The organism is Desulfovibrio sp., from assembly GCF_009712225.1.
GTDB lineage: Bacteria > Desulfobacterota > Desulfovibrionia > Desulfovibrionales > Desulfovibrionaceae > Desulfovibrio.
This window is the reverse complement of the sequence record NZ_WASP01000004.1, coordinates 1-24,811: the sequence shown is the minus strand read 5'-3', so window position 1 is coordinate 24,811 and position 24,811 is coordinate 1. Positions and strand designations below refer to the sequence as shown.

The window sequence follows — 24,811 nt, the reverse complement described above, 5'->3', positions numbered from 1 at the left end:
GGCAGCCTACTCGCCCGCCCGGCGCGCCGCCGCAGGCGGCAACGACATTTTTTACACCAATCAGAAAACAGGCACACCGGCAAGCGGACAGGCAGCATGGACAAACACCTATACAGCTATATCAACTGGGGCCTTCTGGCCTGCATGCTGCTGCTCTATCTTGTGGGCGTGGGCAACCTGTATTCTGCCAGCGGCACAAGGATTGAGTCCGGCATGTCCCTCAATCCATTCTATCAGCGGCAGCTTATCTGGGGCCTGTGCGGCCTTGTGTGCATGCTGCTGGCCATGCTTTTTGACTACCGCCAGCTGCGTAATCTGGCCTGGCCGTTCTTTCTCATAACAGTATTTCTGCTCCTGCTTGTCCCCATTGCGGGCAAGACGGTATACGGCGCCAAGCGCTGGATTTCTCTGGGCTTCATGAGCATACAACCCTCTGAAATGGCCAAGCTCTCGGTGCTTGTGCTTGTGGCCCGCCTGCTAGCGCGCGACAGCCGCCCACTGGGCTGGAAACACTTTTTCAGCGTGCTCTGCGTAGGGCTCATACCTTGCGGGCTCATTGTCATTCAGCCCGACCTTGGCACTACCCTGCTTATTCTGCTTATCATGGGCGGCATGATACTGTTCCACGGCCTCAAGGGCTACGTGCTCAAGACCTGCCTGCTGGCCGCCCCGGCCGCTGCGGCCTTCATGTGGTTTGTGGGCATGCACGACTACCAGCGGCAGCGTATCCTCACGTTTCTCGACCCCGGCAATGATCCGCGGGGCACCGGCTATCACATCATCCAGTCACGCATTGCCATTGGTTCTGGCGAGCTGTGGGGCAAGGGTTTTCGCGAGGGCACGCAAAGCCAGCTGCGCTTTCTGCCCGAACGCCACTCTGACTTTGCCGTGGCCGTTTTTGGCGAGGAATGGGGCTTTGTGGGCTGTGTTGCCCTGGTAACCCTGTTCTGCCTGTTTTTACTTTCCATCTTTTCCTCCGCCGTGCAGGCCAAGGACCGCTTTGGCAGTACCCTGGTGGTGGGCGTGTTTTTTTACTTTTTCTGGCAAATATTCATCAACATGGGCATGGTTATCGGCCTCATGCCGGTGGTGGGCATTCCCTTGCCCTTCATCAGCTACGGCGGCAGCGCCACGGTGGTCAACTTCACCCTGCTGGGCATAGTTCTTAACGTGTCCATGCGCCGTTTCATGTTCAAGAGCTAACCGCAAGCCAAGGGAGATACACGTGGCAAAAGACGAAATAGCCTACCTCGGCTCTGATACCGTCTATGAAGGTAAACTGCACTTCAAGGGCACTGTGCGCATCGAAGGCCGCTACACCGGCGAAATCGTGAGCGACGGCACCCTCAACGTGGGCAAGGACGCCCAGGTGCAGGGAACCCTTGATGTGGGAGAGCTGCTGCTTTCGGGCCGTTTTAACGGCGAGGTGACCGCCAAGCGCCGCGTGGTGGTATACAATACCGGCGTGCTTGAAGGCCAGGTTACCACGCCCAACCTGCTCACTGAAGAAGGCGGCATCATCGAGGGGCAGATCAGCATGAAGGCCCCTGCCAAGCCCAAGGCTTAAGTGTTTGCCACTGGCGTGACCCACCCGGCAGCCCTTCTGCCGCCGGGTTGTGCAGCCGCATTTGCCTGATGCAGGAAAATAGCGCATAGTTGCAACTGGAAAACGTGTTATCAACCAGTTTAACAATTATTGCGCGACAGAATTCCCAACCTGTCGAAACGCTTTCCTCAGGAGGCACCTATGGCACACGATTATTTCCGTGCGCTCAGGGATGTGGCGCTGGTCATCAATTCCAGCCTTGAGCCCCGCGAAGTTTTGCACAAGATTACCGAGCAGACCGCAGCCACCATGGGTTGCAAGGCCAGTACCATCCGCCTGCTCGACAGCACGAGCCGCTTTCTGCTGCCCAGCGCCGCCCACGGTCTTTCCACCACATACATGCGCAAGGGCCCCGTTGAAGTAAAACGTAGCGGCCTTGATGGCGAAGTGCTTTCGGGCAAAACCATCCACCTCAAGGACGCCACCGCCGACGGACGCTTCCAGTACCCCGAATCGGCCAAGGCCGAGGGTCTGGTTTCCGTGCTGTCTGCCCCGCTTATGGCCGACGGCAAGGCCATTGGCCTTATCCGCGTCTATTCCGCCGAAGAGCGTGAATTCAGTGCCGACGAAGTTACCTTTATGGAAGCCGTGGCCGCCATTTCTGCGCTGGCCATTGAAAATTCGCGTCTGCACGAAGCCCTGCGCAACAACTACGAGCTGATGGCCAAACACGCCTATTCGGTCTACGAAGACTAGGCACTGAGCCGTTGCGCGGCGGGCTGGCACAGCCATTGGCGCTCGTCGGCCTCATCGGCCCTTTGATACGGCCAGTGGCTCCCGCCATTTCCCTCTACGTTATGAGGAACTTGCATATGAAAAAAATCAGAGTAGGCATCAACGGCTTTGGCCGCATTGGCCGGCAGGTTTTCCGCGCCCTGCACCAGAGCTACCGCGACCGCGTTGAAGTGGTTGCCATCAACGACCTTTTTGACGCGGAATCCAACTTTCACCTGCTGGAATACGATTCGGTATATGGCCGCGCCCACCTTGACGCCACGGTGGACGGGCAGGATGCCACCGTGGGCGACTGGAAGATCCACTGCTTTGCCGAGCGCGACCCCAAGCAGCTGACCTGGGGCGCATACGACGTTGATATCGTTGTGGAAAGCACGGGCATCTTCCGCTCTGCCACCCAGGCCGCCGTACACATCGAAAACGGCGCCAAAAAGGTCATCATCACCGCCCCGGCCAAGGACGAAGACATCACCATCGTCATGGGCGTGAACCACGAGCAGTACGACCCGGCCAAGCACCACGTTGTATCCAACGCCTCGTGCACCACCAACTGCCTGGCCCCTGTGGCCCTTGTGCTGCAAAACAAGTTTGGCATCGAGATGGGCAACATGACCACCATCCATGCCTACACCAACGATCAGCGCATTCTTGATATGGCCCACAAGGACCCGCGCCGCGCCCGCGCCGCCGCCTGCAACATCATCCCCACCTCCACGGGTGCGGCTCAGGCTGTTGCCAAGGTTATTCCCGCACTCAAGGGCAAGTTCACCGGCTACTCGCTGCGTGTTCCCACGCCCACGGTTTCTGTGGTGGACTTTTCGGGTATTCTGGAAAAATCCACCGACACCGAAACCCTGCTCGGCGAGCTCAAGACTGCCTCGGAAACCTACCTCAAGGGCATTTTGGCCTACAACGAAAAGCCGCTGGTTTCCATGGACTTCAAGGGCGACCCGCATTCCTCCATTCTTGAGGCCCCCTACACCACCGTGCAGGAAGGCCGCCTGGTCAAGATTGTGGCCTGGTACGACAACGAATGGGGTTATTCCAACCGCGTGTGCGATCTGGCCTGCCTGATGGGAGCCAAAGGCTTCTAGCAGCTGCCAGTTGCAAACGTCCGGGCACATCCAACCGGGCGCATCCGACCGAGAAGGCCCCCGGCTTCCGCGCACAGCGTGGACCGGGGGCTTTTGCCGCATAAGGAGGAGCGGATTATGGACAGCACGCCAAATAACGATGAACCGCGTATACTTGATCTTGCGGTGGGCATAGACGCCGCAGGCCAGCGTGAGGAATTCGACAGCATGGGACGGGTAATGGTGCCCGCAGACCGATACTGGGGCGCACAGACCCAGCGCTCGCTGGAGCACTTTGCCATCGGCGACGACAAAATGCCCATTGAAATCTGCCGCGCTCTCTGCCTTATCAAAAAGGCCAGCGCAAGGGTCAACGCCCGCATGGGACGGCTGCCCCTGTGGAAGGCTCAGGGCATCGACCAGGCCGCGCAAGAGGGCATGGAAGGCCTGCTGGACGACCACTTTCCCCTGTACGTGTGGCAGACAGGTTCGGGCACGCAGACCAACATGAACGTCAACGAGGTTCTGTCCAACCGCGCCATACAGCTGCTGGGCGGGGCCATGGGCAGCCAGAAGCCCGTTGGCCCCAACGACGACGTGAACATGAGCCAGTCGTCCAACGATGCCTTTCCTACGGCCATGCACCTTGCAGTGGTACAGAGCTGCGACAGCAGGCTGCTGCCCGAGATGCAGGCCCTGGCCCAGACCATTGAGCGCAAGGCCGTGCAGTGGATGGATGTGGTCAAGATAGGGCGCACCCATTTGCAGGATGCCGTGCCCCTCAGCGTGGGGCAGGAATGGTCTGGCTATGCCGCCCAGCTGCGGGCCTGCGAGGCAGACATTATAAGCGCGCGCGAGGGGCTTTATCCGCTGGCACTGGGCGGCACTGCCGTGGGCACGGGCCTCAACGCGCCTGTGGGATTCAGCGAAGCCGTGGCAAAAGAGCTGGCAGACATCACGGGCAAGCCATTTGTCACCGATCCCAACAAGTTCATGGCCCTCGCCTCGCAGGATGCCATTGTGCGCTTCAGCGCGGCCCTGCGCGGCCTTGCCGTGGCGCTCATCAAGATAGCCAACGACATGCGCTGGCTGGCGGCAGGCCCGCGCTGTGGTCTGGCCGAGCTGCAACTGCCCGAAAACGAACCCGGCTCGTCCATCATGCCTGGCAAGATCAACCCCACCCAGTGCGAATCGCTGATCATGATTGCCATACAGGTCATGGGCAACGACAGCACAGTGGCTCTTGCGGGCAGTCAGGGCAACTTTGAACTCAACGTCATGCGCCCCGTGGCTGTCACAAACGTGCTGCACTCCATGCACATTCTCGCCGATGGTTGCCGCAAGTTCCGGCAGCATTCCGTTGAGGGCACAGAGCTCAACAGAAGCAGAATTGAATTTTTCCTCAACAATTCGCTCATGCTGGTCACGGCGCTTTCACCGGTTATCGGCTACCAGCAGGCTGCAAAAATTGCGGAAAAAGCCTCTGCAGAGGGTCTTACCCTTAAACAGGCCGCCCTTGAACTGGGCGCGGTGACAGAAGAACAGTTTGACAGCATCGTGCGGCCAGAAACCATGATCGGGCGTGGCCTGGCAGGGGCCTGATCCCACAGGGCCGCGAACGGCAAAAAAACAGAAATCCGGCAAGGGCGCAAACCCCTGCCGGATTTTTTATTCCAGACCCTGGCCCCTGGCGGGGCGGGCCGTGTTACGCGAAGTTGTAGCCCTGCTCCAGCGCCTTGGCGTTGGCAGAGATCAGCTTGGCATAGTGGGCGCTCACCACGCGGTTCAGGGCATCCTGCACCACGTTGAGGGGCAGTGCGCCAGTGGCCTTGAGCCATGCGCCCAGAGCCACCATGTTGGCCATCTTCACATTGCCCAGCTCGTGAGCCATGTCGTTGACGGGAATGTACACCGTGCGCTTGCTGGCATCGAGCAGGTTCTGCGCCACCAGCGAGGCATTGACGATCTGCACGCCGCCTGCCGCCAGACGGGACTGAAACTTGGCAAGCGAGGGTTCGTTGAGAATGATGGTGGACAGAGGTTCGCGCACCAGGGGTGAACCAATGGGGTGCTCGTCGAGCACCACGGTGCAGTTGGCCGTGCCGCCGCGCATTTCAGCCCCGTAAACGGGGATAAAGCTCACCTCAAGCCCGTGTTCCATACCAGCCTGAGCCAGCAGGTTGCCAATAAGCATAACGCCCTGACCGCCAAAACCGGCGATGATCACATCCTGATACGCGTTAGGCATGCTCGGCCTCCACGTTGGCGGTCACGTCCTTGTAAACCCCAAGGGGGAATACGGGCATCATGGCCTCGGCAATGCGGTTGTTGGCGGCAATGGGGTCCATGTGCCAGTTGGTGGGGCAGCCTGAAAGCAGCTCGATAAAGCCAAAACCGAGCCCTTGCAGCTGCACCTCAAAGGCCTTGCGCACGGCCTTTTTGGCTTCGCGCACATGCTTGACCGAATGCAGTGAGCAGCGGGCGGAATAGGCCACGCCGTCGAGCTGGGCCATTATTTCGGCCATGCGTATGGGGCCACCCTCGTTGCCGATGGAACGCCCTGCCCGCGATGTGGTGGTTTTTTGCCCCACAAGGGTGGTGGGGGCCATCTGCCCGCCGGTCATGCCGTACACCGTGTTGTTGATAAAGATACCGGTGATCTTTTCGCCACGGTTGGCGGCGTGCATGGATTCGGCCATGCCGATGGCGGCCATGTCACCGTCGCCCTGATAGGTAAAGACCACAGAGTCGGGACGCGCGCGGCGCACGCCGGTGGCCACGGCGCAGGCGCGGCCATGCGGGGCCTCGAGGCCGTCCACGTTGAAATAGTCATAGGTAAAGGTCGCGCAGCCCACGGCCGCCACCAAGATGGTGCGGTCAGCCACGCCCAGCTCGTGCAGCACCTCGCTCACCAGCCGATGGGCAATACCGTGGTGGCAGCCGGGGCAATAGTGGGTGGGGCGCTCGTTGAGCACGGGGTTTGTATCAAAAACCAGGCTTTCGCCCTCGGCGGGACGCAATGCGTCCAGTTCCTGAGCTTGCATGATTATTTCTCCTTGAGGGCCTGAAGCATGGGGTCGCGCAGGGCATCGGCACCGATGAACAGGCCCGGCATAACGCCGTGCCACAGCACGGATGCGGGCGAAACGCCCGGCTGGCCGAAGAGGGACAGGCGGACATCTTCCACCATCTGCCCCGTGTTCTGCTCCATAACCAGAAAACGCCTGCCGGGCGCAAGGGCGCACAGGGCTTCTTCGGGGAAGGGGAACAGGGTGATGGGCCGGAACAGGCCGATCTTGTGACCCTCTGCGCGCAGCTGGCGTATGGCGCTGCGGGCGATACGGGCGATGGAGCCAAAGGCCACCACGATCAGTTCGGCATCGTCGGTATCCACACATTCAAAAGCACAGTCGGCCTTCATGGATTCGTATTTGCGCATGAGCATGCGGTTGCGCTCGGCCAGCGCGCCTTCAGCCAGATACACCGACTTGAGCAGGCGGGGCTGGGCACCGGGGCCTCGACGGCCAAAGCCTTCCATGCGCCACGGCGCAGCAAGGGTGGCGAGATCTTCAGCGGGCACGGCGTCCCTGGGTGGCACGCGGCGCACGGGTTCCTTGATCTGCCCCACAATGGCGTCGCCCAGCACCATGACCGGGTTGGCATATTTGAACGCCAGGGCAAAGGCCCTGAACATGAAGTCGTAGCATTCCTGAGCGGTGGAGGGGGCCAGTACCAGATTGCGATGGTCGCCGTGCCCGCCGCCCTTGACGGCCTGAAAATAATCGCCCTGCGAGGGGCCGATATCGCCAAGGCCGGGGCCACCGCGCTGCATGTTGACGATCACACCGGGAATCTGGCTACCCGCCATGTACGAGATGCCTTCCTGCATGAGCGAAATGCCGCAGCTGGAGGACGAGGTAAGTGCGGGCACGCCACTGGCGGCAGCACCCAGCACCATATTGATGGCGCCCACTTCGCTTTCGGCCTGCACAAACTGGCCACCCGCCTCAGGCAGAAGGGTTGAAAGCGCTTCGGGCACTTCGTTCTGCGGGGTGATGGGGTAACCGAAATAGCAGCGGCAGCCCGCATCAATGGCACCAAAGGCCACGGCTTCGTTGCCCTTTATGAGCACACGTTCTGTTGCAGCGCTCATGCCTTGCCCCCCTTGGTTTTCGCGCTTTTGAACACGCGTATGGCCACATCGGGACACATGACCGCGCACGAAGCGCAGCCCGTACATTGGCCGTCCATTTCCATCACTTCATAACCGTGACGGTTGAACCGGCCCGAAGGTTTCAGGATGTGCACCGGGCAGACTTCCACACACAGGCGGCAGCCCTTGCAGCGCTCTTCCAAAAATACAACTCTCGACATTTCAGCTCCTTGGGATTCCACACCCGCGTCATGAAACAATCAGCGAATAAGCATGGCATCGCCATATGAGAAGAACCGGTATCCCCTGCTCACGGCCTCGGCATATGCCGCAAGCACACGCTTGCGCCCAGCCAGGGCAGAAACCAGCATGATCAGGGAAGATTCAGGCAAGTGGAAATTGGTCAACAGGGCATCCACTACACGGAGGCGCCTGCCAGGGTACAAAAAGATGTCTGTCCAGCCGGTAAAGGGCTGAACCCTGCCACACAGCTCGGCCACACCTTCCATGCAGCGCAGGCTTGTGGTTCCTACGGCAATCACGGGCCGCCCTTCACGCTTGGCCTCGGCAATGGCCAGGGCCGTTGCTTCGGGCATTTCCACGTATTCCCTGTGCATGCGGTGGCCGCGTATGTCGGCACTGCGCACAGGGCTGAAGGTACCGTAGCCCACATAGAGGGTTACGTCGGCCCACTGAAAGCCTCTGGCTTTGAGGGTTTCGCGCATTTCAGGGGTAAAGTGCAGACCGGCCGTGGGCGCGGCCACAGAGCCTGTCTTGTCCTCGCGGGAGTAGATGGTCTGGTAGCGGCTCAGATCTTCTTCCGCATCAGTACGCTTGATGTAGGGAGGCAGGGGAATGTGCCCGGTGGCCGCAAAGGCCTTGGAAAGATCCCCGTCCCAAGCCAGCCGTACGCGCCGGTGACCAAATTCGCCCGATTCCAGCACGGTTACGCTAATACCCGCGCCAAATTCAAGGCGTTCGCCGTCACGAATGCTGCCGCCAGAGCGTATGAGCCCCTCAACCTCGGCGCTTGTACCGCCAAGTTTGTCGGGCCGCGCACGTTCAAGCACCAACGGCAACGGCGTAAGCAGCAGAAACTCTACCTTGCCACCGGTAGAGCGCGTGCCAAGCAGACGCGCCTGCAATACACGCGAATTGTTGGCTACCAGCAGCGCCCCCTCGGGCAGGCAGTCTGGCAGATCGCAGAACTGGTGGTGCTCAAGCTCGAGCGCGCCCTCGCGGGGCATGACCAGCAGACGAGAAGCCCCGCGTTCCTCGGGTGGGAACTGGGCTATCTGCGATTCGGGCAATTCAAAATTATAACTTTCGAGAAGAAAATCCGCTTCCTCAGTGGGCATGGTACGTGGGCCTCGTTATGAACCCCTCTCTCGGCGGGCTTGTCAGCATGCGGTTGAGGGGCTAGTGTACTTGGATTGATTCCGGGCATTCCGCACCGGAAGGAGGAGATTATAGCCATGCAGCGCCCGCTTGTCATCCTTGCAGTCACTCTGCTTGCCGCCCTGATGGCGGGCTGTTCGTCCATGGAAATCAGTAATCCCTTTTCCAATGACCCCCTTACGGGTGGCGTGGATACGGGAAAAAGTCAGTTGCTGGCTGTTTCCACCCCTGCCGGCATGCAGCGCTTTCCCACCCACGGCTATCAGGTTCCCGGTACCGGGGGAACACAAGGGCTTGAAATATTTAGAGGCGATGTAGATATGGGCTATGTCGCCCAGACCATGCACAACGGCCTTCAAAGCCAGGGCTGGCACCTGCGCCAGGCGCAACGCAGGGGCGTGCGCGGCGTGTATGTGTACGAGCGGGGAAATTCCATCGCTACCCTCACCATCGAGCGCGAGGCCATCGGAACCGTACTGGCCATCTGGGCTGCAGACCGCATGCCCGACGGCGCAACCCTGCCCATGCAGGAAAATACCGGAGCCACCGGCTACACCAGCGGCGGCGGCAGCAGCAACAGTGGCGGAGGCGGCACCTCTGGCTACAGTGAAAGCACTGGCGGAGGCGGAGGCATGAATTCTGCGCCCAAACCCGGTTTTTCCGAAAGCTGGGGCGGCAACAAGGGCGGCATTCAGGAGCGCAACCTATGAGCGAAGCCAAAAGTGGACTGAACACTCCCTTTGACCAGAGCACCCGTTTTGAACGCAAGCGGCTGCACCTTGGCGTATGCGGCTCTGTGGCCTGCTACAGGGCTGCCGACCTGCTGCGCGCATGGACAGGCATGGGCATGCACGTTTCCGCCACGCTCACGCCTGGCGCGCGACGTTTTGTAACCCCTCTGCTGTTCGAGTCGCTGGGCGCGGCCCCCGTGTACGAAGACATGTTTTCGCCGGGGCAGGATGTTTTTTCACATCTGGAACCGGGGCAGCACGCCCAGGCACTTGTGGTGGCCCCGGCCTCGGCCGACGCACTGTTCCGTCTGGCACACGGCGCGGCTGGCGATATGCTGGCCGCACAGGCTCTGGCCTTTGACGGCCCCATGGTTATCGCCCCTGCCATGAACCCCCGCATGTGGAACAACCCCGCAACTCAGGCCAACATTGACATTTTGCGCCAGCGCGGCGCGCGCATTGTTACCCCCGCCTGCGGCGGCACGGCATGCGGCGAGCAGGGCGAGGGCCGTCTTGCGCCCCTGCACGACATTTTTCTTGCTTCGCTGCGTGCACTTTCACCGCAGGATATGGCGGGCAAACGCGTCATGGTCACCCTTGGCCCCACCCGCGAGGCCTGGGACGGCGTGCGCTTCTGGTCCAACCCCTCCACGGGCCTCATGGGCGCGGCCCTTGGCGTGGCCGCGTGGCTGCGCGGCGCAGAGGTAGCCGTAGTCTGCGGCCCCGGCGTGCGTACACGCCTGCCCCGCGAGATTACGCGTGTTGACGTGGTGAGCGCGCGCGACATGTTTGAAGCGGCATCCGACCTTTGGCCCGGCATGGACATGGGCATGTTTACCGCTGCGGTGGCGGATTTTTCGCCCAAGCCTTTTGGTGCGCGCAAGTTCAAGAAAGCCGACGCGCCCGACGGACTCACCGTATCGTTTACGCCCAACCCGGACATTCTGCACACGCTTTCGCATGGCCGCAAACCCGGCCAGAAAGTGCTGGGCTTTGCCGCTGAAACCGCCGCCGACATGCAGGCCCTGCTGCCGCTGGCCCACGCCAAACGGCAGCGCAAAAATGCTGATGTGCTGGCCGCCAACCGCGTCAACACAACCGACAGTGGCTTTGGCGCGGCTACCAATTCCATGGCGGTGGTGGACGCCACCGGGCATGAGGAAATCTGGCCCAACCAAAGCAAGGCCGACGTGGCCTGGGAACTGTGCTCATGGCTTTTGCGCTCGTAAACCCGGTCAGCGCGCTGTGGCAGCGCCGGGGGCTTACCAGCCTGCTCATGCCAGACGGCTTTGACGCCTTTGCCGCTCCGCAGGATCCTGCACGTGCACTTTCTGGCGGTGAGCCTCGCGTGCAGCCCACGCACGCACGCACGGGCCAGCCACAGGCGAGCCAGGCGCACGAGGGTCAACCTCGCGAGCGTCAGCCTTGGCAGCAAAGCCGTGCGCAAGCATCTCAGGCCCAACCTGATCAGGTCCGGGCAAATCAAAACCAGCCAGGTCAGGCCCGCCAGCAGGTTCGCCCTCAAAATCAGGCGCAGCCCCACTCACCCGACCATGCCGAACACGCAGACGGGCAGACGGCAGATCAGGGCAAACCCGCCCCATGGCTGCCCCTGCCGCCCCACGTGTGGCCCTCGCCGTGGCAGACGCGGCTGGAACAGACACGCCCCGGCCCCGTACTGTGGACATACTGGAATCTCGGCCCGGACCTGTGCGATCCACAAACCCCCGGCAGGCTTGAGCGCCGCCAGTTTTTGCAGCGTTTGCTTCAGGATCTGGGGCACCCTGCCGGTACGCACACCTTCTGGCCCTCGTGCCTGCCGCCAGACCCGGCCGCACTGCCCACAGCCGAGCAGCAGGAGCAGAACAGCCCCTATGTGGCAAACTCCGATGTTTTCTGGTCGGGAGCCATGCAACTCAAGGCCAGAGGCGTGGTTGTCATGGGGTCGGCCGCCGCACACGCGGTTGCCCTGCCCGGCGGCCTGCGTCCACCGCTGCAGATTCGGCATCGCGGCAAGCTTGTGTGGGTTCTCTGGGACGTGGACAACCTGCTGCAGCTCGACCAGCGCTACGCATCCATGCTGGCCCTGCTGCGTGATGCCCTGCGCCACTTTTTGCGCTAGCCACCGGCCCGTTCCTGATGCGTCACGCGTCAGCCGCATGCGCTGACGCCACATCAGCACCGCCCTGCGGTGTCGAGGAGACTGTCGTTTCATGTTTATCGCGCTTGGACTCACATTTCTTGGCATGGCCCTTGGTTTTCTGCTGCGCGGCCAGCCATGGATCACCTGGCTGACCCGCTGTGTAACCCCCGCCATCATGCTGCTGCTCTTTGCCTTGGGCATTTCTGTGGGCAGCAATGAACTGCTCATGCAGTCCCTGCCCCGCCTGGGCGGCGCGGCCCTTGCGCTGACAGTTGCGGGCATATTGGGCTCCTTTGTGTGCGTAGGCCTCATAAGCCGCTTTTTTCCCAAATCGCCCACGCCCGCGCCGCTTGCGGGTAAACCTGATGCCGCTGCCAACGTCAGGCCGGAGAACAGGGCATGAAGGGCAGCCTCATCATTCTGTTTTTCTTCTGTTCCGGCGTATTGCTGGCCCGGCTGGACCTGATACCGTCCTATCTGATTGAACACGACTGCACGGTGTACGCCCTGTGGCTGCTCATGCTGCTGGTGGGTATTTCCATCGGCTCAGACCGCAGGCTCGGCGAAATTTTGCGCACCCTGCGCCCCCGCGTGCTGTTGCTGCCCATGGCCACAACAGTGGGGACATTTGCCGGCACAGCCCTTGCGAGCCTGTTTCTGGCGTACAGCGTGAGTGAATGCATGGCTGTGGGGGCGGGATTTGCCTACTACTCGCTGTCGTCCATCTTCATTTCGCAGTACAAGGGGGCAGAGCTTGGCACCATTGCGCTTATCAGCAATATCGCCCGCGAGCTCATTACCCTGCTGCTTACGCCGCTGCTGGCAAAAAAATTTGGGCCGCTCATACCCATCAGCTGTGGTGGCGCGTCTACCATGGATACAACCTTGCCTGTGATTACGCGCTATTGCGGCAAGGAGTGGATTTTTGTTTCCATTGTGCATGCCATGGTACTCGATTTCAGTGTGCCCTTCTGGGTGATTTTCTTCTGTACGCTGTAGGCTGCCAGATCAGCGCGAGCCTCCCAAGCTTCCCCGAACGGCTGAACTCCGCACCCGAAGAGCAGCAAATTCTCTGTGCCTCCAGCCGGGAAGACGAAACCGCACGCCTGTCGGACGACACACCTTGCCATATCCTCCAAAAGCGCTCACTATGTCTGCAAGCCTGAAAACAGACCGTGGAGGAACTGCTCATGGCTCGCATGCGTTCAGCAAAACAAAAGCTCAAGGAATGTCTGACCGGCCCCCAGTGGCGCGATCACCTTGACGAAATAGCCCAGGACGGCCTCGAAAACATAGGCCCGCTTTTTTCCTTTCTGCTGCTCGGCCCGCTCACCATGCACCGAGCCGCAGTTGCCCTTGGGCAGATAACGGCCCGGCTGGCACAGGAACAGCCGGAAACTGCAAAAAACATCATCCGCCGCCTCATGTGGCACCTCAACGAAGAATCCGGCAATATCGGCTGGGGCATACCCGAAGCCTTTGCAGAAATTCTGGCCGCCAGCGAACCTCTGGCCAAGGATTTTCACCGTATTCTCATCAGCTACGTCATTGATCTTGGCCGCGACGACAACTACTGCGACAACGACACCCTGCGCCGCTCGTGCTACTGGGCCATTGGCCGTCTTGCGCAGGCCCGCCCGCAACTGTGCCTTACTGCCCGGCAGTGGCTTCTCAAGGGGCTGGAAGACGAGGATATGGTCTGCAGGGGCATGTCCGCCTGGGCGCTAGCCCAGCTGCCCCGCGACCTCATGGATGCGCCCGCCCTGCGTCGGCTGGCCGATTCTGGCAACTCAGCGCCCTGTGAACTGTTTGACGGTGACGATGTGTACGAAAAAACCGCCAGCCAGATTGCTGCCGAGGCTCTGGAAGGCAACCAGAAATAACACGGCTTGCAGACTGGCACGGCCAGCGCTGTCCAAAACCTGCACCTTCTGAAACGAAAAGCTCCCCCGGAACCGAAATTCCGGGGGAGCTTTTTTATGCCAGCTGCACGAGGCAGCGATCCAGTTATTCTTCGGCCAGGGCGCGCACGGGTTCACCGTAGGCGTCGTTGACCGTGCCCTTGGTGTTCATGAGCTCAAGCCAGCGACGGATGGTGCCCACGAGCACGAAGACCATCAGCACCATGACCAGGCAGGCCAGGAAGGCAAGCAAGTACTTGCCGCCGGGGATGTAGGTCTTGGTAACCTGCAGATAGCCAGCCCAGAAGGTCACGGCGGTCAGGAACACGCCGGGGATAGCCGTAACAAGGCTGAGCTTGCCACGGTTCATGCGCAGCAGCATGGAGGTGCACACGATGAGTGCGCAGCCTGCCAGCAGCTGGTTGCTCAGACCAAACAGGGGCCAGATGTTGCTGATGTTGCCGGTGTACATCAGATAGCCCCACATGGACGTGAAGATAAAGCTGGTGATGTACACGCCGGGGGTCCAGTTCTTGTCGCCAAAGGGCGCGTAAACCTTGCCCAGCATTTCCTGCAGGAAGAATCGGCCCACGCGGGTACCGGCGTCGATTGCGGTCAGGATGAAGACGGCTTCAAACATGACGGCAAAGTTGTACCAGTAGGCCATCAGGTGATCCATGTAGGGGATCTTGTGGAAGATGTGGGCCATACCCACGGCCAGAGAAACAGCGCCGCCGGGGCGGGCGTGCAGGTTCAGGCCGATCTTTTCTTCAAAGAAGCCCAGGTCAACGGTGTTCAGCGCCGGGTGAGCAGCGATCAGCGAGCTGAACTTGTCGGGAGTGGAGTTGATGGCAAAGTAGTCGCCGGGCATCAGGGTGCAGGCGGCGATAAGGGCCATGATGGCCACAAAGCCTTCGGTAAGCATGGCGCCGTAACCGACAAACAGAATGTCGCGTTCGTTGCCGATCATTTTAGGCGTGGTACCCGTGCCGATAATGGCATGGAAGCCAGACATGGCGCCGCAGGCAATGGTAATAAAGATAAAGGGCAGAGCCGGGCCGCCGATCACAGGGCCACCGCCGTTGATGAAGGGCGTGATGGTGGGCATGAGCAGGGTGGGCTGCACAAAGATGATGCCCACGGCCAGCATGAGGATCGTGCCGATCTTGAGGTAGGTGGAAAGATAGTCGCGGGGAACCAGCAGGAACCACACGGGCAGCACGGAGGCCAGGAAGCCGTAACCGGCAATGGCCAGGGCCACGGTGTCGCGGTTCCAGTCAAAGGCCCAACCCAGCACGTCCTTCTGCATGAGGTCGTGACCGCTCAGAATACCGACCACCAGCAGCACCAGACCCACAAGGCTGGCCAGCATGACGCTGTTCTGCTTGAAACGCATGATCAGGCCCATGAGCATGGCGATGGGCATGGTGATGACCACGATAAACAACGACCAGGGCGCATTGTGCATGGCGCTGATGCAGGCCAGCGAAAGACCGGCCAGGGTCAGAATAAGAATACACAATACGGCGATGCCCGCCACGGTACCCGTAACGGGGCCCACTTCACGCTGGGCAATGGCCGAAAGGCTCTGCCCTTTGTGGCGCACAGAGGCAAACAGCACCACCATGTCATGCACGGCGCCGCCAAGCACGCAGCCGATCAGAATCCACAGGGCACCGGGCAGGTAGCCAAACTGCGCCGCAAGCACAGGGCCAACCAGCGGGCCAGCAGCCGCGATGGCGGCAAAGTGGTGGCCGTAAAGCACAAATTCGTTGGTTTTAACATAGTCGTGGCCGTCAGCGAAACGCACGGCCGGGGTAATGCGGCCTGCATCGAGGCGCAGCACCTTGTTTGCCAAAAAAATGCCGTACACGCGGTAGGCGATGGCAAATATGCACAATGCCGCAAATACAAGCGTTAGGGCATTGATATGCTCTAAACTTTCCATCTTCTCTCTCCCTGTTTTGTTCTTCGGGCAGCACACTGGCAGCCCGTCCCAGAGTCACTCAGCATCTGCCCCAGACAAATAGTACTGAACCCTTGGGACGACGCACAACCTGCTTCCTCCTTGCCAATGCGTCGCGCAAAAAACGGCGACCAACCAGCAATCCCCTGTTCACTGGTCAACATTGCTAATCATACAGTTTCCTGCTTTCGACCTACTCCCATTAAAAGACCATGTCCATACAAATTGTCTTTGAGCATACACCGTGAAACTTTTTGACAGATAAAAATCCGCAAAAATTCTACATAGTTTTATAGAACTCGCACCCGATGCAGAACTGATGTACAGTAATCAGCCTGATTACCGGAGATACCCGGCCTGCATGCGTACACTCCCACAGTGATGTGAAAATTTTCACCCTTTTCGTGAAATCGCGCAAGAACTTTGTTTTGACCTTTTGCGTGCATTTTCCGGCAGATGGGGCAAATGGCGACAGGCATCCCGGTTTTGCTTGCATTCCTTGGGGGCAAGGCCTAATGTTCTTGCACCGGCTGGGGGAGCCCGAGAGGCTGAGAAAGGGTGATAGCGCCCTGACCCCTAGAATCGCACAGAAAGACGCGATTCTGCACCTGACGCGGATAGTACCGACGAAGGGAAGCTGGCCAACCTGCTTTTTTGCAGGATTGTGCTCGCCCGCAGCCGTAATGGTTCTGCGGGTATTTTTTTGCCGTTTGCACCCCCGCGAACCATTACAACCTCAAACTTGGAAAACACGCCCAAGGCTGTTTTCTTCTGGAGGCGCGTATGGATGTCACAATCAACGGGGAAACCGAATCCTTCGCCGCAGCATGCAGCGTGGCCGATCTGCTGGCCGCACGCGGGCATGACACCAAAAGGGTGGTGGTTGAACGCAATGGAGAAATTCTGCCCCGCGAGCATTTTTCCCAAACCATGCTCTGCGAGGCCGACTGTCTGGAAATCGTGCACTTCGTGGGCGGCGGCTAGGCAATGCCCCAGAAACTGACGGCACCCCATTCTACTACCAGCATATCCCAGACGGAGAGCACAATGAACAACGATCCTTTCATTCTTGGCGGCGTTACCCTTGCAAGCCGCCTCTTTATAGGTACGGGCAAATACGGCGCTGACAGCCTCATCCCCGCCGTGGCTGAGGCCAGCGGCGCCGAGGTTATTACCGTGGCCATGCGCCGCGTGGGCAAGCAGCAGGATACCCAGGGCATTATGGGGCATATTCCCCCGCATATGCGGCTTTTGCCCAACACCTCTGGTGCCAGAACCGCCGACGAGGCCGTGCGGCTGGCCCGGCTGGCCCACGCCGCCGGTTGCGGCGACTGGATCAAGATCGAGGTTATTTCCGACACCCGCCACCTGCTGCCCGATGGCTACGAAACCGCCAAAGCAACAGAAATTCTGGCAAAAGAGGGCTTTACCGTTCTGCCCTACATCAACCCCGACCTCTACGTGGCCCGCGCATGTGCAGAGGCTGGCGCGGCGGCAATTATGCCGCTTGGTGCGCCCATTGGAACCAACCGGGGCCTGCGCACCAGAGAAATGGTGGGCATTCTGATTGAAGAAATTGACCTGCCCATTATCGTGGATGCTGGCATCGGCCGTCCTTCGCAGGCCTGCGAAGCCATGGAAATGGGCGCTGCGGCCTGTCTTGTGAACACGGCCATCGCTTCTTCAAGCGATCCCGTCAGCATGGCCCGCGCCTTTGGTGCTGCGGTTCGCGCCGGGCGCGATGCATGGCTTGCCGGGCCGGGAGCCGTCAAGGCACAGGGCCAGGGGGCAGAGGCTTCCTCGCCGCTGACGGGATTTCTCCGCTAGGCCATCCTTCAACCACGCACCCATGTTGACCGCCAGCCCGCTGCTGGCTGCCGACCGCTTTATAAGGATCATACATGGAAACCTTTCAGGAATATCTGCAAGCATGGCCCGCAGAACGCAGGGCCGCGGCCGCCGCAAATGCTACAGAGGCGGACGTGCTGGCTGCATTGCAAAAAGAAATTCTGCAACCGGCCGACTTTCTCGCCCTGCTCTCGCCTGCGGCAGCCCCGCACCTTGAGTCCATGGCCCAGCGTGCGCGCGACCTGACCCTGCGTTTTTTTGGCAGGGCCGTGAATATCTTTACCCCGCTCTATATATCGGATGTCTGCACCAACCAGTGCCGGTACTGCGGCTTTAACGCCAAAAACAAACAGCCCCGCCGTCACCTGAGCATTGACGAAGCCGCCGCAGAAGCGGACGTGATCGCCGACAAGGGCTTTCAGCACATTTTGCTGCTCACCGGAGATGCCCGGCATCTGTCCTCGCCGCAGTACATTGCCGACGCGGCCCGCCGCATCAAGCCGCGCTTTGCCTCGGTGGGGGTTGAAGTCTACTCGCTCACCACAGACGAATACAGGCTGCTGGTCGATGCCGGGGTGGACAGTATGACCATGTTTCAGGAGACATATAATCCCGACTTGTACGCGTGGCTGCACCCCGTGGGGCCCAAGCACGACTACGGTTTCAGGCTCAATGCGCCCCAGCGCGCCGCAGAGGGCGGCATACGTTCCATTGGCGTGGGTGCGCTGCTGGGTCTGGAATCGTTCGAGCAGGATGCCTTTGCCACGGGCCTGCACGCATGGTGGCTGCAACGCCACTACCCCGGTGTGGACATGAGCGTTTCCATACCGCGCATCTGCCCGCACGAGGGCAGCTTTGACGTACAGTACGCCGTGGACGACCGTCAGCTGGTGCAGTACGTTACGGCCATGCGCTGCTTTTTGCCGCGCGCGGGCATCACCTGCTCCAGCCGCGAGAGCGCCTTTATGCGCGACCATCTCGTACCGATCGGCGTTACCCGCGTTTCAGCAGGTGTATCCACCGCCGTGGGTGGCCGCGCCACAGAAGATCTGCACAATCCCGGCCAATTTGAAATCACTGACTGCCGCAGCCTTGAAGAAATGGCCGCTTCCCTTGCTGGCATTGGCTATCAGGCCGTGCTCAAGGACTGGGAAGACCCCGTCGCCGTATAAAGATATGCCCGCCGCAAGGCGGTCTGGTACCTGCCGGGCCGCCCTGCGGGCAACAGCAGCCTGTCGTCCAACATTTTTCCACAATGGATGCACCCATGCATAATGCGCTTCATACCGGGCTTGCCCGCTACCTTAGTCCGGAACAGATAGACGCCCTGAGTTCGGCACGCGTGGGCATAGCCGGTGCAGGCGGGCTGGGCTCCAACGCGGCGCTCATGCTGGCCCGCAGCGGCATTGGCAATATGCTGGTGGTGGACGACGATGTGGTGGACGCCTCGAATCTCAACCGCCAGCAGTACTGGCCCCGGCATGTGGGCCGCCCCAAGGTGGAGGCTCTGGCCGAACTGCTGCTGGAGCTGAATCCGGCCATCCAGGTGGAAACCCGCCGCATGCGCATGGACCAGCACAACATCGGCACCCTGCTGCCCGCCTGCCCCATCTGGGTAGAGGCTTTCGACGGCCCGGACGACAAAACCCTGCTGGTGGAAACAGCCCTGCTGGGCGGCTACCGCATCGCCAGCGCCTCGGGCATGGGAGGCTGGGGCGGCAAGGCCATGGGCAAGCGGCACCTGGGCAATCTGGTGCTGGTGGGCGACTTCAGCACCGATGTGATGCTGGCCCCTCCACTGGCCCCGCGCGTTACCGAGGCGGCGGCCCTGCTGGCCGACGCCGTGCTCGAAATGGTGCTGGGCGCGCACGCCCCAGACTAGCAGCCTGACATTTCAGACAAAACAAAAGACCCGTTTCCAGCGTAACAAACGATGGAAACGGGTCTTGTACTGCCTTGCGGCTAATTTGTGCTACTCTTTAAGCTGCGCCGTCAGGTCTTCAAGCTTGCCGGTCAGTTCCTGCAACTTGCTGGTTTCCTGATTTGCGTGGCCCATGGATTCAGAGGTATCGGCCACCATGCGGTTGACCTGCTCGATGGTGTGGTTGATTTCGCCGCTGGCGGCAGACTGTTCCTCGCTGGCGGCGGCAATGGCCTTGACCTGACCAACGGTGTCTTCCACCGTGCCCACGATATCATCCAGAGCCTGACCAGACTGCTTGGCAAAATCTGTGGCCTGCTCCACCTGCTGCACGGCATTGTCCATGGAGGCCATGCTCTTGGCGGCGCTCTGCTGAATGGAATTGATGGCGCGACCCACGTCAGTGGTGGAGGCCATGGTCTTTTCAGCCAGCTTGCGCACCTCGTCGGCCACCACGGCAAAACCGCGTCCGGCTTCGCCAGCGCGGGCCGCTTCGATGGCGGCGTTGAGAGCCAGCAGGTTGGTCTGGTCGGCAATGTCGGAGATGACGTTCATGATTTCCGTGATTGCGCGGGCGTGCGTTTCCAGCTGCGCCATGTCCGTACGCAGCTCAAGCGTGACCTTGTGCACGTTTTCAATGCCGTGCAGGGCGTTTTGCACCACCTCGGCGCCGGTGGTCGCCTTGGTCATGGTGTGGGCAGAGGCCTCCGCGGCTTTATCCGCATTGATGGCCACTTCCTGCACCCTGGAATTCATGTGTCCCATGGCCGACGCAGCCTCGCCCAGCTGGCCGGCAGCCACGGCGGCGTTCTTGTCAGACTGACGGATGCTGGAGGTAAGGGCCTCAACAATCTTTGCCAGCTCGTCCATGGTTTCTTCCAGCGCCTGAGCCACTTCGGCCATGCGCTGGTTCTTTTCAGTAATTTCACGCTGGGCATTGTTGAGAGCGGTCATGTCCACGTACACGCACATGCCGCCAATGCATTCGCCACCGGAATTGTAGATGGGAAACACGTTGGCCAGCACGTTTACCCTACCGCCCTTGTGGCCGCCAATGGTGACCTCAAGGTTCTTGAAGCACTCACCGGTGGCTATGCTTTTGCCCACGGCGGTCTTGCGGGTGGGGTCGTTATAGAACAGCTCCGCCAGTGTTTTGCCAAGGCACGACTCTATGCTGTCGTCAATTTCAAGCATGTTCAGACAGGCGCGGTTGGTGCTGAGCGCACGTTCCTTGGTATCTACCAGCAGATAGGGCATGGGCAGGCCGCGCAGTATGCCGTCCTTGTATTCCTTGTCGTTCTTGTACACCTGACGCAGGTCTTCAAGGCGCGAGAAGAGGGGCTTGAGCGCGGGGTCGTCGGTGTGAACCAGATTGCCCGGCATGGCGGCAATGCCGCATACGGCATCCACAGCCTGGCTCACGGCGCCGCCCCACAGAGCGCGGCCAACAGCAAAGGCTCCAAGTGCCGCCACAAGGCTGCTGACCGCCACGCCCGCAAGCGCCATGCCGGTCACATAGGTTGCGCCAAAGCCCAGTCCAGCCGCAAGCAGGGCCACCGTGCAACAGCTCAAGAGAAATTTGAAATTCACAGAACTACCTCACTTTCAAGCATATTCTAAGCTTATATCCGGGCTGCACTGCGGCCCCTCTGCCAGCATCTGTAAAACTGACGCATCCCACTGCCAATGGTGCTGCGTCAAAACTTCCTTCTCAATCTGCATTTCGGCAGTTATTGAAAAAAAATTAGTTTTCCGAAAAAGATTGTGTCTTTTTTGACATTTTACGATAAGATTGATCCATCAATCAAGCTACGACTGCACAATTTGTCATTTATTGTCTGCCTGCCACAAACACCTTGACAATTTTTTTTCATCAAGATAATGAAACCCATTCAAAGCAGTTGGCGTTCACGCCACTGTTCATCCTGATGCGGAACGCAGTTCCTGCGGGGTGGCCTGAATGGGCCCCCTTTTTTTTGTCCTTGTGACAGGACGAACCCGCCAGGCAAGCGCATTTGCAGCGCAAAGGAATGCTCTAAGAAACGAATGACCGACGACGCACTCAAAGAAACCATCGCTCGCCTTGCCGAACCCGTGGCAACCTCACTGGGTCTGGTTATCTGGGGGGTGGAAATCGTCCGTGCCGGGCGCACTGTAGTTCGGCTCTTTGTTGACGTGCCGTTTTCTGCGGCAACCGACGCTCAGCCCGACCCCGCTCCCCTCGACAACGACGATACCGATGCGCCCGCCCTGGTCGCGCTTTCTGCCTCTCTTGGCCAGTGCGAAGAAATTTCGCGCCATGTGGCCCTTGCCCTTGAGGTAGAAGACACCATTCCCGAAGCGTATGTGCTGGAGGTTTCCACCCCCGGCCTTACACGCCTTTTTTTCAGCCTTGACCAGATGCGCCACTACATGGGCGATGTGGTTGAGGCCCGCCTGCTCAGGGCCGTAGCCATCAACGAAGGCGCGCCCGAAGGCCCCAACCCCTCGCACGGCGGCCCCCGCCGCATCTGGCGCGGCGAACTGCTTGCGGTAGAAGACGATTCTTTTACTCTGGCCCCCGCCACCATTTCGCCAGAGGGCGACGTGATGCCCGAAGCCCTGCCCCCTGTGGTCATTCCCTGGGAGGCTGTGCGCCGGGCAAGCCGCATGTACATTTTCAGGCAGCCGCAAAAGCCGGGCAAGGGGCGTGCAAAAGCGCCGGCCGGCAAGGCCCAGGCCAGCAAGGGCAAGGCCGAAGGCAAGCCGGGCAAAACAAAAAAATCTAAATCAAGCGGTTCTGAAGAGAACCTGTAAAACCTGACGCAACTGCACAACCTCATTGCGTGGCCAGAAGCACTGGCCCACCGCATGCCGCAGTAACCAGAGATATTTACGCCGCAGCGCCAGCAGCCGGAGGCACCCATGAATCTTGAACTCAAAAAGGCCATCGACCAGATCAGCAAAGATAAGGGTCTTGACCGCAACATGCTCATCGTCACGCTTGAAGAAGCCGTGCGCACCTCGGTGCTGCGCCGCTTCAGCGAGGATATGGACGTTGAGGTGACCTACAATGACGAAACCGGCGACATTGAGGTCTACCAGTTCAAAATCGTCATGGAAGACGACGATTTCGCCAATCCCGACACCCAGATCGAATATTCCGAAGCCATCAAGCACGATCCTTCCGTGCAGGTGGACGACGAAATGGGTTTCCGCGTCAAGGTGGAAGACTTGGGCCGTATTGCCGCCCAGTCTGCCAAGCAGGTGATCATCCAGCGCATGCGTGATGCAGAGCAGGAAATCATCTACACCGAATACAAGGACCGCGTGGGCGAAATCGTGTCGGGCATCGTGCAGCGCCGCGACAAGGGCGGCTGGGTTGTGAACTTGGGCCGCACCGAAGCCATTTTGCCGCGTGAGGAACAGATTCCCCGCGAGCACTACAAGCGCGGTGACCGCGTGCAGGCTCTTATTATTGAAGTGCGCCAGGAAGGCCGCGGCCCACAGGTCGTTGTCTCCCGCTCGCACCGCGACTATATGGCCGCCCTCTTCCGCCGCGAAGTGCCCGAAGTTGACGACGGTGTCGTGCAGATCATGGGCGTGGCCCGCGACCCCGGTTCGCGCGCCAAGGTTGCCGTGCTCTCGCGTGAGCGCGACGTTGATCCCGTGGGTGCCTGCGTTGGCGTGCGCGGTTCGCGCATCCAGAACATCGTGCAGGAACTGCACGGCGAACGCATCGACATCGTGGTGTGGAGCGCCGACATTGCCACCTATGCCCGCAATGCCCTGGCCCCGGCCCTGGTTTCGCGCATCGTGGTGGATGAAGAAGAAAACCTTCTTGAAGTCATCGTGCCCGACGACCAGCTGACCAACGCCATTGGCCGCAAGGGCCAGAACGTCAAGCTGGCCGCGCGCCTGCTTGGCTGGAAGGTCGATATATTTACAGAGACCCGCTACAACGAGGCCAATGCCATTGGCCACGGCCTTGAACAGGTTGCCAGTGTGGCCGAAGTTTCCATTGAGGCGCTTCTGGCTGCGGGCTACAGCTCGCTGGACAAACTGCGCGAGGCCACGGACCAGGAACTTTCCGACAAGCTCACCATCAGCGCGGCCCGCATTGCAGACCTGCGCTCGGCTATCAACTTCCTGGCCCCGATTGTAGAAAGCACCCCCGAATCCTCGGCGGTGGAGCTGTCAAAGCCCGCCGCTACGGAAAGCGGAGATGCAAAAGAATAACGCTGCGCCCGTTGAAGGCGGGGAGCAGGCCTGTGATGGGCCGGAGCGTATGTGCGTCATCTGCCGCCGCCGCTTTCCCAAGGCCGACCTCGACCGTCATGTGCTGGCGGAGCAGGGAATTTTGACTTTAGACGCAGAAAAAACCAGACCGGGCAGAGGCTGGTATGTATGTTCCGATCCTGTATGCGCGGCCAAGTTCGCGAAGTACAGGCCCGGAACACGGCGCAAGGGGGGAAAACATGTCTGATGATAAGATAAAAATTAAGGATCTGTGCGGGGATATCTCGCAGGATTCCAAGGATGTGCTGCGTGCCGCGCGTGAACTCGGCATGCCGGTAAAATCCGCTACCGGTTCCGTCACCTCAGAGGAGGCCACTCGCTTGCGCGACTACTTTGCCGAACAGAAACAGGTTGATGCGGAGCGCACCGGTTCGCACCCCAGCGTTATCGTGCGCCGCCGCCGCAAGGACTCCCCGCTGGAAGCGGAATCCGCTGCGCAGGAAGCCCCCGTTGCCGCGCCGGTCGAACTGGACGCCCCCAAGGAAAAGGCCCCTGTGGCCGAACCCGTAACCGAAGCGGCACCCGCCGCCAAGGTGGAAGAACCCGTTGCGCCCAAGGCCCCCAAGGCCGAGCCGGCTGCTGCCCCTGCGGCAGAAGCCAAGGCGCGCATCGTCAAGCCCGCCAAGGTTATTTCGCCCGCGCGCGTTATCAGCCGCCCCAGCGACCGTACCGAAGCCGAAGTAGTGGAAGCCCCCGCTGCCGCAGCACCCGCCGCGGCCCCGGTTGTGGAAGCCGCCAAGGCCACCGAAGCAGCACCCGCCGCCAAGGTTGTGGAAGCCCCGGCTGAAAAGGCCGAAGCCCAGGACAAGGCCGCCAAGGCCGCCCGCGTGGCGCGCCCCGATGCCTCGGCCATGCCCGAGGGCTCTTCCGCACCCACCCTGCCGCAGCGTGCTTCCGAGCCTCGCAGCGAATCCGCCGACGGCGCTGAAGACGGCGTTGCACAGCGTCGCGCACCCCGCGCCGAGGCTCCTGCCGCTCCGCAGGTTCGTATTATTTCTCGCCCTGTGCCCGGTGCCACGCCCACGCAGGAAGCCCGTCCCGCTCGTCAGGGTGATGGC

The 24,811-nt window shown here is 60.5% G+C and carries 26 protein-coding genes; 19 read left to right on the top strand and 7 right to left on the bottom strand.

Translation table 11 applies throughout. The features are described 5' to 3' along the window. The first annotated feature begins 96 nt into the window (after positions 1 to 96). The 5 genes from rodA (at position 97) to fumC (ending at position 5,016) form a co-directional block, all read left to right on the top strand. A complete protein-coding gene (gene rodA / locus F8N36_RS03610) occupies positions 97 to 1,203 on the top strand; it encodes a rod shape-determining protein RodA (RefSeq protein WP_291331435.1) in 1,107 nt (368 codons plus the stop codon). A gap of 22 nt (positions 1,204 to 1,225) precedes the next feature. Further along, positions 1,226 to 1,567 carry a polymer-forming cytoskeletal protein gene (locus tag F8N36_RS03605; RefSeq protein WP_291331433.1) on the top strand — a complete coding sequence of 114 codons (342 nt, stop codon included), beginning with the start codon at positions 1,226 to 1,228 and terminating at the stop codon, positions 1,565 to 1,567. A gap of 180 nt (positions 1,568 to 1,747) precedes the next feature. Continuing rightward, positions 1,748 to 2,302, top strand: a complete 555-nt coding sequence (locus tag F8N36_RS03600) for a GAF domain-containing protein (protein ID WP_291331431.1) — start codon at positions 1,748 to 1,750, stop codon at positions 2,300 to 2,302. 116 nt (positions 2,303 to 2,418) lie between these two features. Beyond that, positions 2,419 to 3,435 (top strand): type I glyceraldehyde-3-phosphate dehydrogenase, encoded by a 1,017-nt coding sequence (gene gap / locus F8N36_RS03595; protein ID WP_291331429.1) that lies wholly within the window; start codon positions 2,419 to 2,421, stop codon positions 3,433 to 3,435. 117 nt (positions 3,436 to 3,552) lie between these two features. Continuing rightward, positions 3,553 to 5,016: a class II fumarate hydratase gene (gene fumC, locus F8N36_RS03590; RefSeq protein ID WP_291331427.1), complete on the top strand. Its 1,464-nt coding sequence runs from the start codon at positions 3,553 to 3,555 to the stop codon at positions 5,014 to 5,016. 103 nt (positions 5,017 to 5,119) lie between these two features. On the opposite strand, the gene F8N36_RS03585 is transcribed toward fumC, so the two are convergent. From F8N36_RS03585 to queA, 5 genes are read right to left on the bottom strand one after another with little or no spacing between them, the layout of a single operon-like run. Further along, positions 5,120 to 5,662: a 2-oxoacid:acceptor oxidoreductase family protein gene (locus F8N36_RS03585; protein ID WP_291331426.1), complete on the bottom strand. Its 543-nt coding sequence runs from the start codon at positions 5,660 to 5,662 to the stop codon at positions 5,120 to 5,122. Then, a complete protein-coding gene (locus F8N36_RS03580) occupies positions 5,655 to 6,458 on the bottom strand; it encodes a thiamine pyrophosphate-dependent enzyme (RefSeq protein ID WP_291331425.1) in 804 nt (267 codons plus the stop codon). Before F8N36_RS03580 ends, F8N36_RS03585 begins: the two co-directional genes overlap by 8 nt. Positions 6,459 to 6,460: 2 nt before the next feature. Further along, the gene (vorB, locus tag F8N36_RS03575; protein WP_291331424.1) at positions 6,461 to 7,567 is read right to left on the bottom strand and encodes a 3-methyl-2-oxobutanoate dehydrogenase subunit VorB; all 1,107 of its coding nucleotides are present in this window, start codon (positions 7,565 to 7,567) and stop codon (positions 6,461 to 6,463) included. Continuing rightward, entirely contained in the window at positions 7,564 to 7,788 is a 225-nt protein-coding gene (locus F8N36_RS03570; protein ID WP_291331423.1) for a ferredoxin family protein, read from the bottom strand. Before F8N36_RS03570 ends, vorB begins: the two co-directional genes overlap by 4 nt. A 39-nt stretch (positions 7,789 to 7,827) precedes the next feature. Next, complete coding sequence (gene queA, locus F8N36_RS03565) at positions 7,828 to 8,925, bottom strand: tRNA preQ1(34) S-adenosylmethionine ribosyltransferase-isomerase QueA (RefSeq protein WP_291331422.1); 1,098 nt, start codon at positions 8,923 to 8,925, stop codon at positions 7,828 to 7,830. A gap of 117 nt (positions 8,926 to 9,042) precedes the next feature. On the opposite strand from queA, the gene F8N36_RS03560 reads away from it, so the two are divergent. From F8N36_RS03560 to F8N36_RS03535, 6 genes are all read left to right on the top strand, one after another. After that, complete coding sequence (locus F8N36_RS03560; protein ID WP_291331421.1) at positions 9,043 to 9,675, top strand: hypothetical protein; 633 nt, start codon at positions 9,043 to 9,045, stop codon at positions 9,673 to 9,675. Further along, the gene (gene coaBC / locus F8N36_RS03555) at positions 9,672 to 10,925 is read left to right on the top strand and encodes a bifunctional phosphopantothenoylcysteine decarboxylase/phosphopantothenate--cysteine ligase CoaBC (protein ID WP_291331420.1); all 1,254 of its coding nucleotides are present in this window, start codon (positions 9,672 to 9,674) and stop codon (positions 10,923 to 10,925) included. The genes F8N36_RS03560 and coaBC overlap by 4 nt, the downstream gene beginning before the upstream one ends. Next, positions 10,907 to 11,818: a hypothetical protein gene (locus F8N36_RS03550; protein WP_291331419.1), complete on the top strand. Its 912-nt coding sequence runs from the start codon at positions 10,907 to 10,909 to the stop codon at positions 11,816 to 11,818. Before coaBC ends, F8N36_RS03550 begins: the two co-directional genes overlap by 19 nt. A 91-nt stretch (positions 11,819 to 11,909) precedes the next feature. Continuing rightward, a complete protein-coding gene (locus tag F8N36_RS03545) occupies positions 11,910 to 12,242 on the top strand; it encodes a LysO family transporter (protein WP_291331418.1) in 333 nt (110 codons plus the stop codon). Further along, the gene (locus tag F8N36_RS03540; protein ID WP_291331417.1) at positions 12,239 to 12,838 is read left to right on the top strand and encodes a lysine exporter LysO family protein; all 600 of its coding nucleotides are present in this window, start codon (positions 12,239 to 12,241) and stop codon (positions 12,836 to 12,838) included. The genes F8N36_RS03545 and F8N36_RS03540 overlap by 4 nt, the downstream gene beginning before the upstream one ends. Before the next feature lie 191 nt (positions 12,839 to 13,029). After that, entirely contained in the window at positions 13,030 to 13,722 is a 693-nt protein-coding gene (locus F8N36_RS03535; RefSeq protein ID WP_291331416.1) for a DVU0298 family protein, read from the top strand. Positions 13,723 to 13,846: 124 nt separating this feature from the next. Here the strand turns inward: F8N36_RS03535 and F8N36_RS03530 are convergent, their stop codons facing one another. Next, a complete protein-coding gene (locus F8N36_RS03530; RefSeq protein WP_291331415.1) occupies positions 13,847 to 15,688 on the bottom strand; it encodes a carbon starvation protein A in 1,842 nt (613 codons plus the stop codon). Positions 15,689 to 16,489: 801 nt separating this feature from the next. Here F8N36_RS03530 and thiS point away from each other — a divergent pair. From thiS to thiF, 4 genes are all read left to right on the top strand, one after another. Next, positions 16,490 to 16,690, top strand: coding sequence for a sulfur carrier protein ThiS (thiS, locus tag F8N36_RS03525; protein WP_291331414.1), 201 nt, complete (start codon positions 16,490 to 16,492; stop codon positions 16,688 to 16,690). Between the two features lie 63 nt (positions 16,691 to 16,753). Beyond that, the gene (locus F8N36_RS03520) at positions 16,754 to 17,533 is read left to right on the top strand and encodes a thiazole synthase (RefSeq protein ID WP_291331412.1); all 780 of its coding nucleotides are present in this window, start codon (positions 16,754 to 16,756) and stop codon (positions 17,531 to 17,533) included. 74 nt (positions 17,534 to 17,607) lie between these two features. Further along, entirely contained in the window at positions 17,608 to 18,726 is a 1,119-nt protein-coding gene (gene thiH, locus F8N36_RS03515; protein ID WP_291331410.1) for a 2-iminoacetate synthase ThiH, read from the top strand. Between the two features lie 95 nt (positions 18,727 to 18,821). Beyond that, positions 18,822 to 19,436: a sulfur carrier protein ThiS adenylyltransferase ThiF gene (gene thiF / locus F8N36_RS03510; protein WP_291331408.1), complete on the top strand. Its 615-nt coding sequence runs from the start codon at positions 18,822 to 18,824 to the stop codon at positions 19,434 to 19,436. 90 nt (positions 19,437 to 19,526) lie between these two features. Here the strand turns inward: thiF and F8N36_RS03505 are convergent, their stop codons facing one another. Beyond that, entirely contained in the window at positions 19,527 to 21,065 is a 1,539-nt protein-coding gene (locus tag F8N36_RS03505; protein WP_291331407.1) for a methyl-accepting chemotaxis protein, read from the bottom strand. A gap of 456 nt (positions 21,066 to 21,521) precedes the next feature. Between F8N36_RS03505 and F8N36_RS03500 the strand changes: the two genes are divergently transcribed. The 4 genes from F8N36_RS03500 to F8N36_RS03485 all read left to right on the top strand — a co-directional run. Next, positions 21,522 to 22,271 carry a ribosome maturation factor RimP gene (locus F8N36_RS03500; RefSeq protein ID WP_291331406.1) on the top strand — a complete coding sequence of 250 codons (750 nt, stop codon included), beginning with the start codon at positions 21,522 to 21,524 and terminating at the stop codon, positions 22,269 to 22,271. Between the two features lie 108 nt (positions 22,272 to 22,379). Further along, positions 22,380 to 23,693: a transcription termination factor NusA gene (gene nusA / locus F8N36_RS03495; protein WP_291331405.1), complete on the top strand. Its 1,314-nt coding sequence runs from the start codon at positions 22,380 to 22,382 to the stop codon at positions 23,691 to 23,693. After that, positions 23,680 to 23,940, top strand: coding sequence for a DUF448 domain-containing protein (locus F8N36_RS03490; RefSeq protein WP_291331403.1), 261 nt, complete (start codon positions 23,680 to 23,682; stop codon positions 23,938 to 23,940). The genes nusA and F8N36_RS03490 overlap by 14 nt, the downstream gene beginning before the upstream one ends. Next, on the top strand, positions 23,933 to 24,811 hold an 879-nt coding region (locus F8N36_RS03485; RefSeq protein ID WP_291331402.1), incomplete at its 3' end, for a translation initiation factor IF-2 N-terminal domain-containing protein. The genes F8N36_RS03490 and F8N36_RS03485, both read left to right, overlap by 8 nt.

Coding starts and splice junctions, on each gene's coding strand:
- rodA (WP_291331435.1), top strand. CDS start 97: ATGGACAAACACCTATACAGCTATATCAACTGGGGCCTTCTGGCCTGC.
- F8N36_RS03600 (WP_291331431.1), top strand. CDS start 1,748: ATGGCACACGATTATTTCCGTGCGCTCAGGGATGTGGCGCTGGTCATC.
- gap (WP_291331429.1), top strand. CDS start 2,419: ATGAAAAAAATCAGAGTAGGCATCAACGGCTTTGGCCGCATTGGCCGG.
- fumC (WP_291331427.1), top strand. CDS start 3,553: ATGGACAGCACGCCAAATAACGATGAACCGCGTATACTTGATCTTGCG.
- F8N36_RS03585 (WP_291331426.1), bottom strand. CDS start 5,662: ATGCCTAACGCGTATCAGGATGTGATCATCGCCGGTTTTGGCGGTCAG.
- F8N36_RS03580 (WP_291331425.1), bottom strand. CDS start 6,458: ATGCAAGCTCAGGAACTGGACGCATTGCGTCCCGCCGAGGGCGAAAGC.
- vorB (WP_291331424.1), bottom strand. CDS start 7,567: ATGAGCGCTGCAACAGAACGTGTGCTCATAAAGGGCAACGAAGCCGTG.
- F8N36_RS03570 (WP_291331423.1), bottom strand. CDS start 7,788: ATGTCGAGAGTTGTATTTTTGGAAGAGCGCTGCAAGGGCTGCCGCCTG.
- queA (WP_291331422.1), bottom strand. CDS start 8,925: ATGCCCACTGAGGAAGCGGATTTTCTTCTCGAAAGTTATAATTTTGAA.
- F8N36_RS03560 (WP_291331421.1), top strand. CDS start 9,043: ATGCAGCGCCCGCTTGTCATCCTTGCAGTCACTCTGCTTGCCGCCCTG.
- coaBC (WP_291331420.1), top strand. CDS start 9,672: ATGAGCGAAGCCAAAAGTGGACTGAACACTCCCTTTGACCAGAGCACC.
- F8N36_RS03550 (WP_291331419.1), top strand. CDS start 10,907: ATGGCTTTTGCGCTCGTAAACCCGGTCAGCGCGCTGTGGCAGCGCCGG.
- F8N36_RS03545 (WP_291331418.1), top strand. CDS start 11,910: ATGTTTATCGCGCTTGGACTCACATTTCTTGGCATGGCCCTTGGTTTT.
- F8N36_RS03540 (WP_291331417.1), top strand. CDS start 12,239: ATGAAGGGCAGCCTCATCATTCTGTTTTTCTTCTGTTCCGGCGTATTG.
- F8N36_RS03535 (WP_291331416.1), top strand. CDS start 13,030: ATGGCTCGCATGCGTTCAGCAAAACAAAAGCTCAAGGAATGTCTGACC.
- F8N36_RS03530 (WP_291331415.1), bottom strand. CDS start 15,688: ATGGAAAGTTTAGAGCATATCAATGCCCTAACGCTTGTATTTGCGGCA.
- thiS (WP_291331414.1), top strand. CDS start 16,490: ATGGATGTCACAATCAACGGGGAAACCGAATCCTTCGCCGCAGCATGC.
- F8N36_RS03520 (WP_291331412.1), top strand. CDS start 16,754: ATGAACAACGATCCTTTCATTCTTGGCGGCGTTACCCTTGCAAGCCGC.
- thiH (WP_291331410.1), top strand. CDS start 17,608: ATGGAAACCTTTCAGGAATATCTGCAAGCATGGCCCGCAGAACGCAGG.
- thiF (WP_291331408.1), top strand. CDS start 18,822: ATGCATAATGCGCTTCATACCGGGCTTGCCCGCTACCTTAGTCCGGAA.
- F8N36_RS03500 (WP_291331406.1), top strand. CDS start 21,522: ATGACCGACGACGCACTCAAAGAAACCATCGCTCGCCTTGCCGAACCC.
- nusA (WP_291331405.1), top strand. CDS start 22,380: ATGAATCTTGAACTCAAAAAGGCCATCGACCAGATCAGCAAAGATAAG.
- F8N36_RS03490 (WP_291331403.1), top strand. CDS start 23,680: ATGCAAAAGAATAACGCTGCGCCCGTTGAAGGCGGGGAGCAGGCCTGT.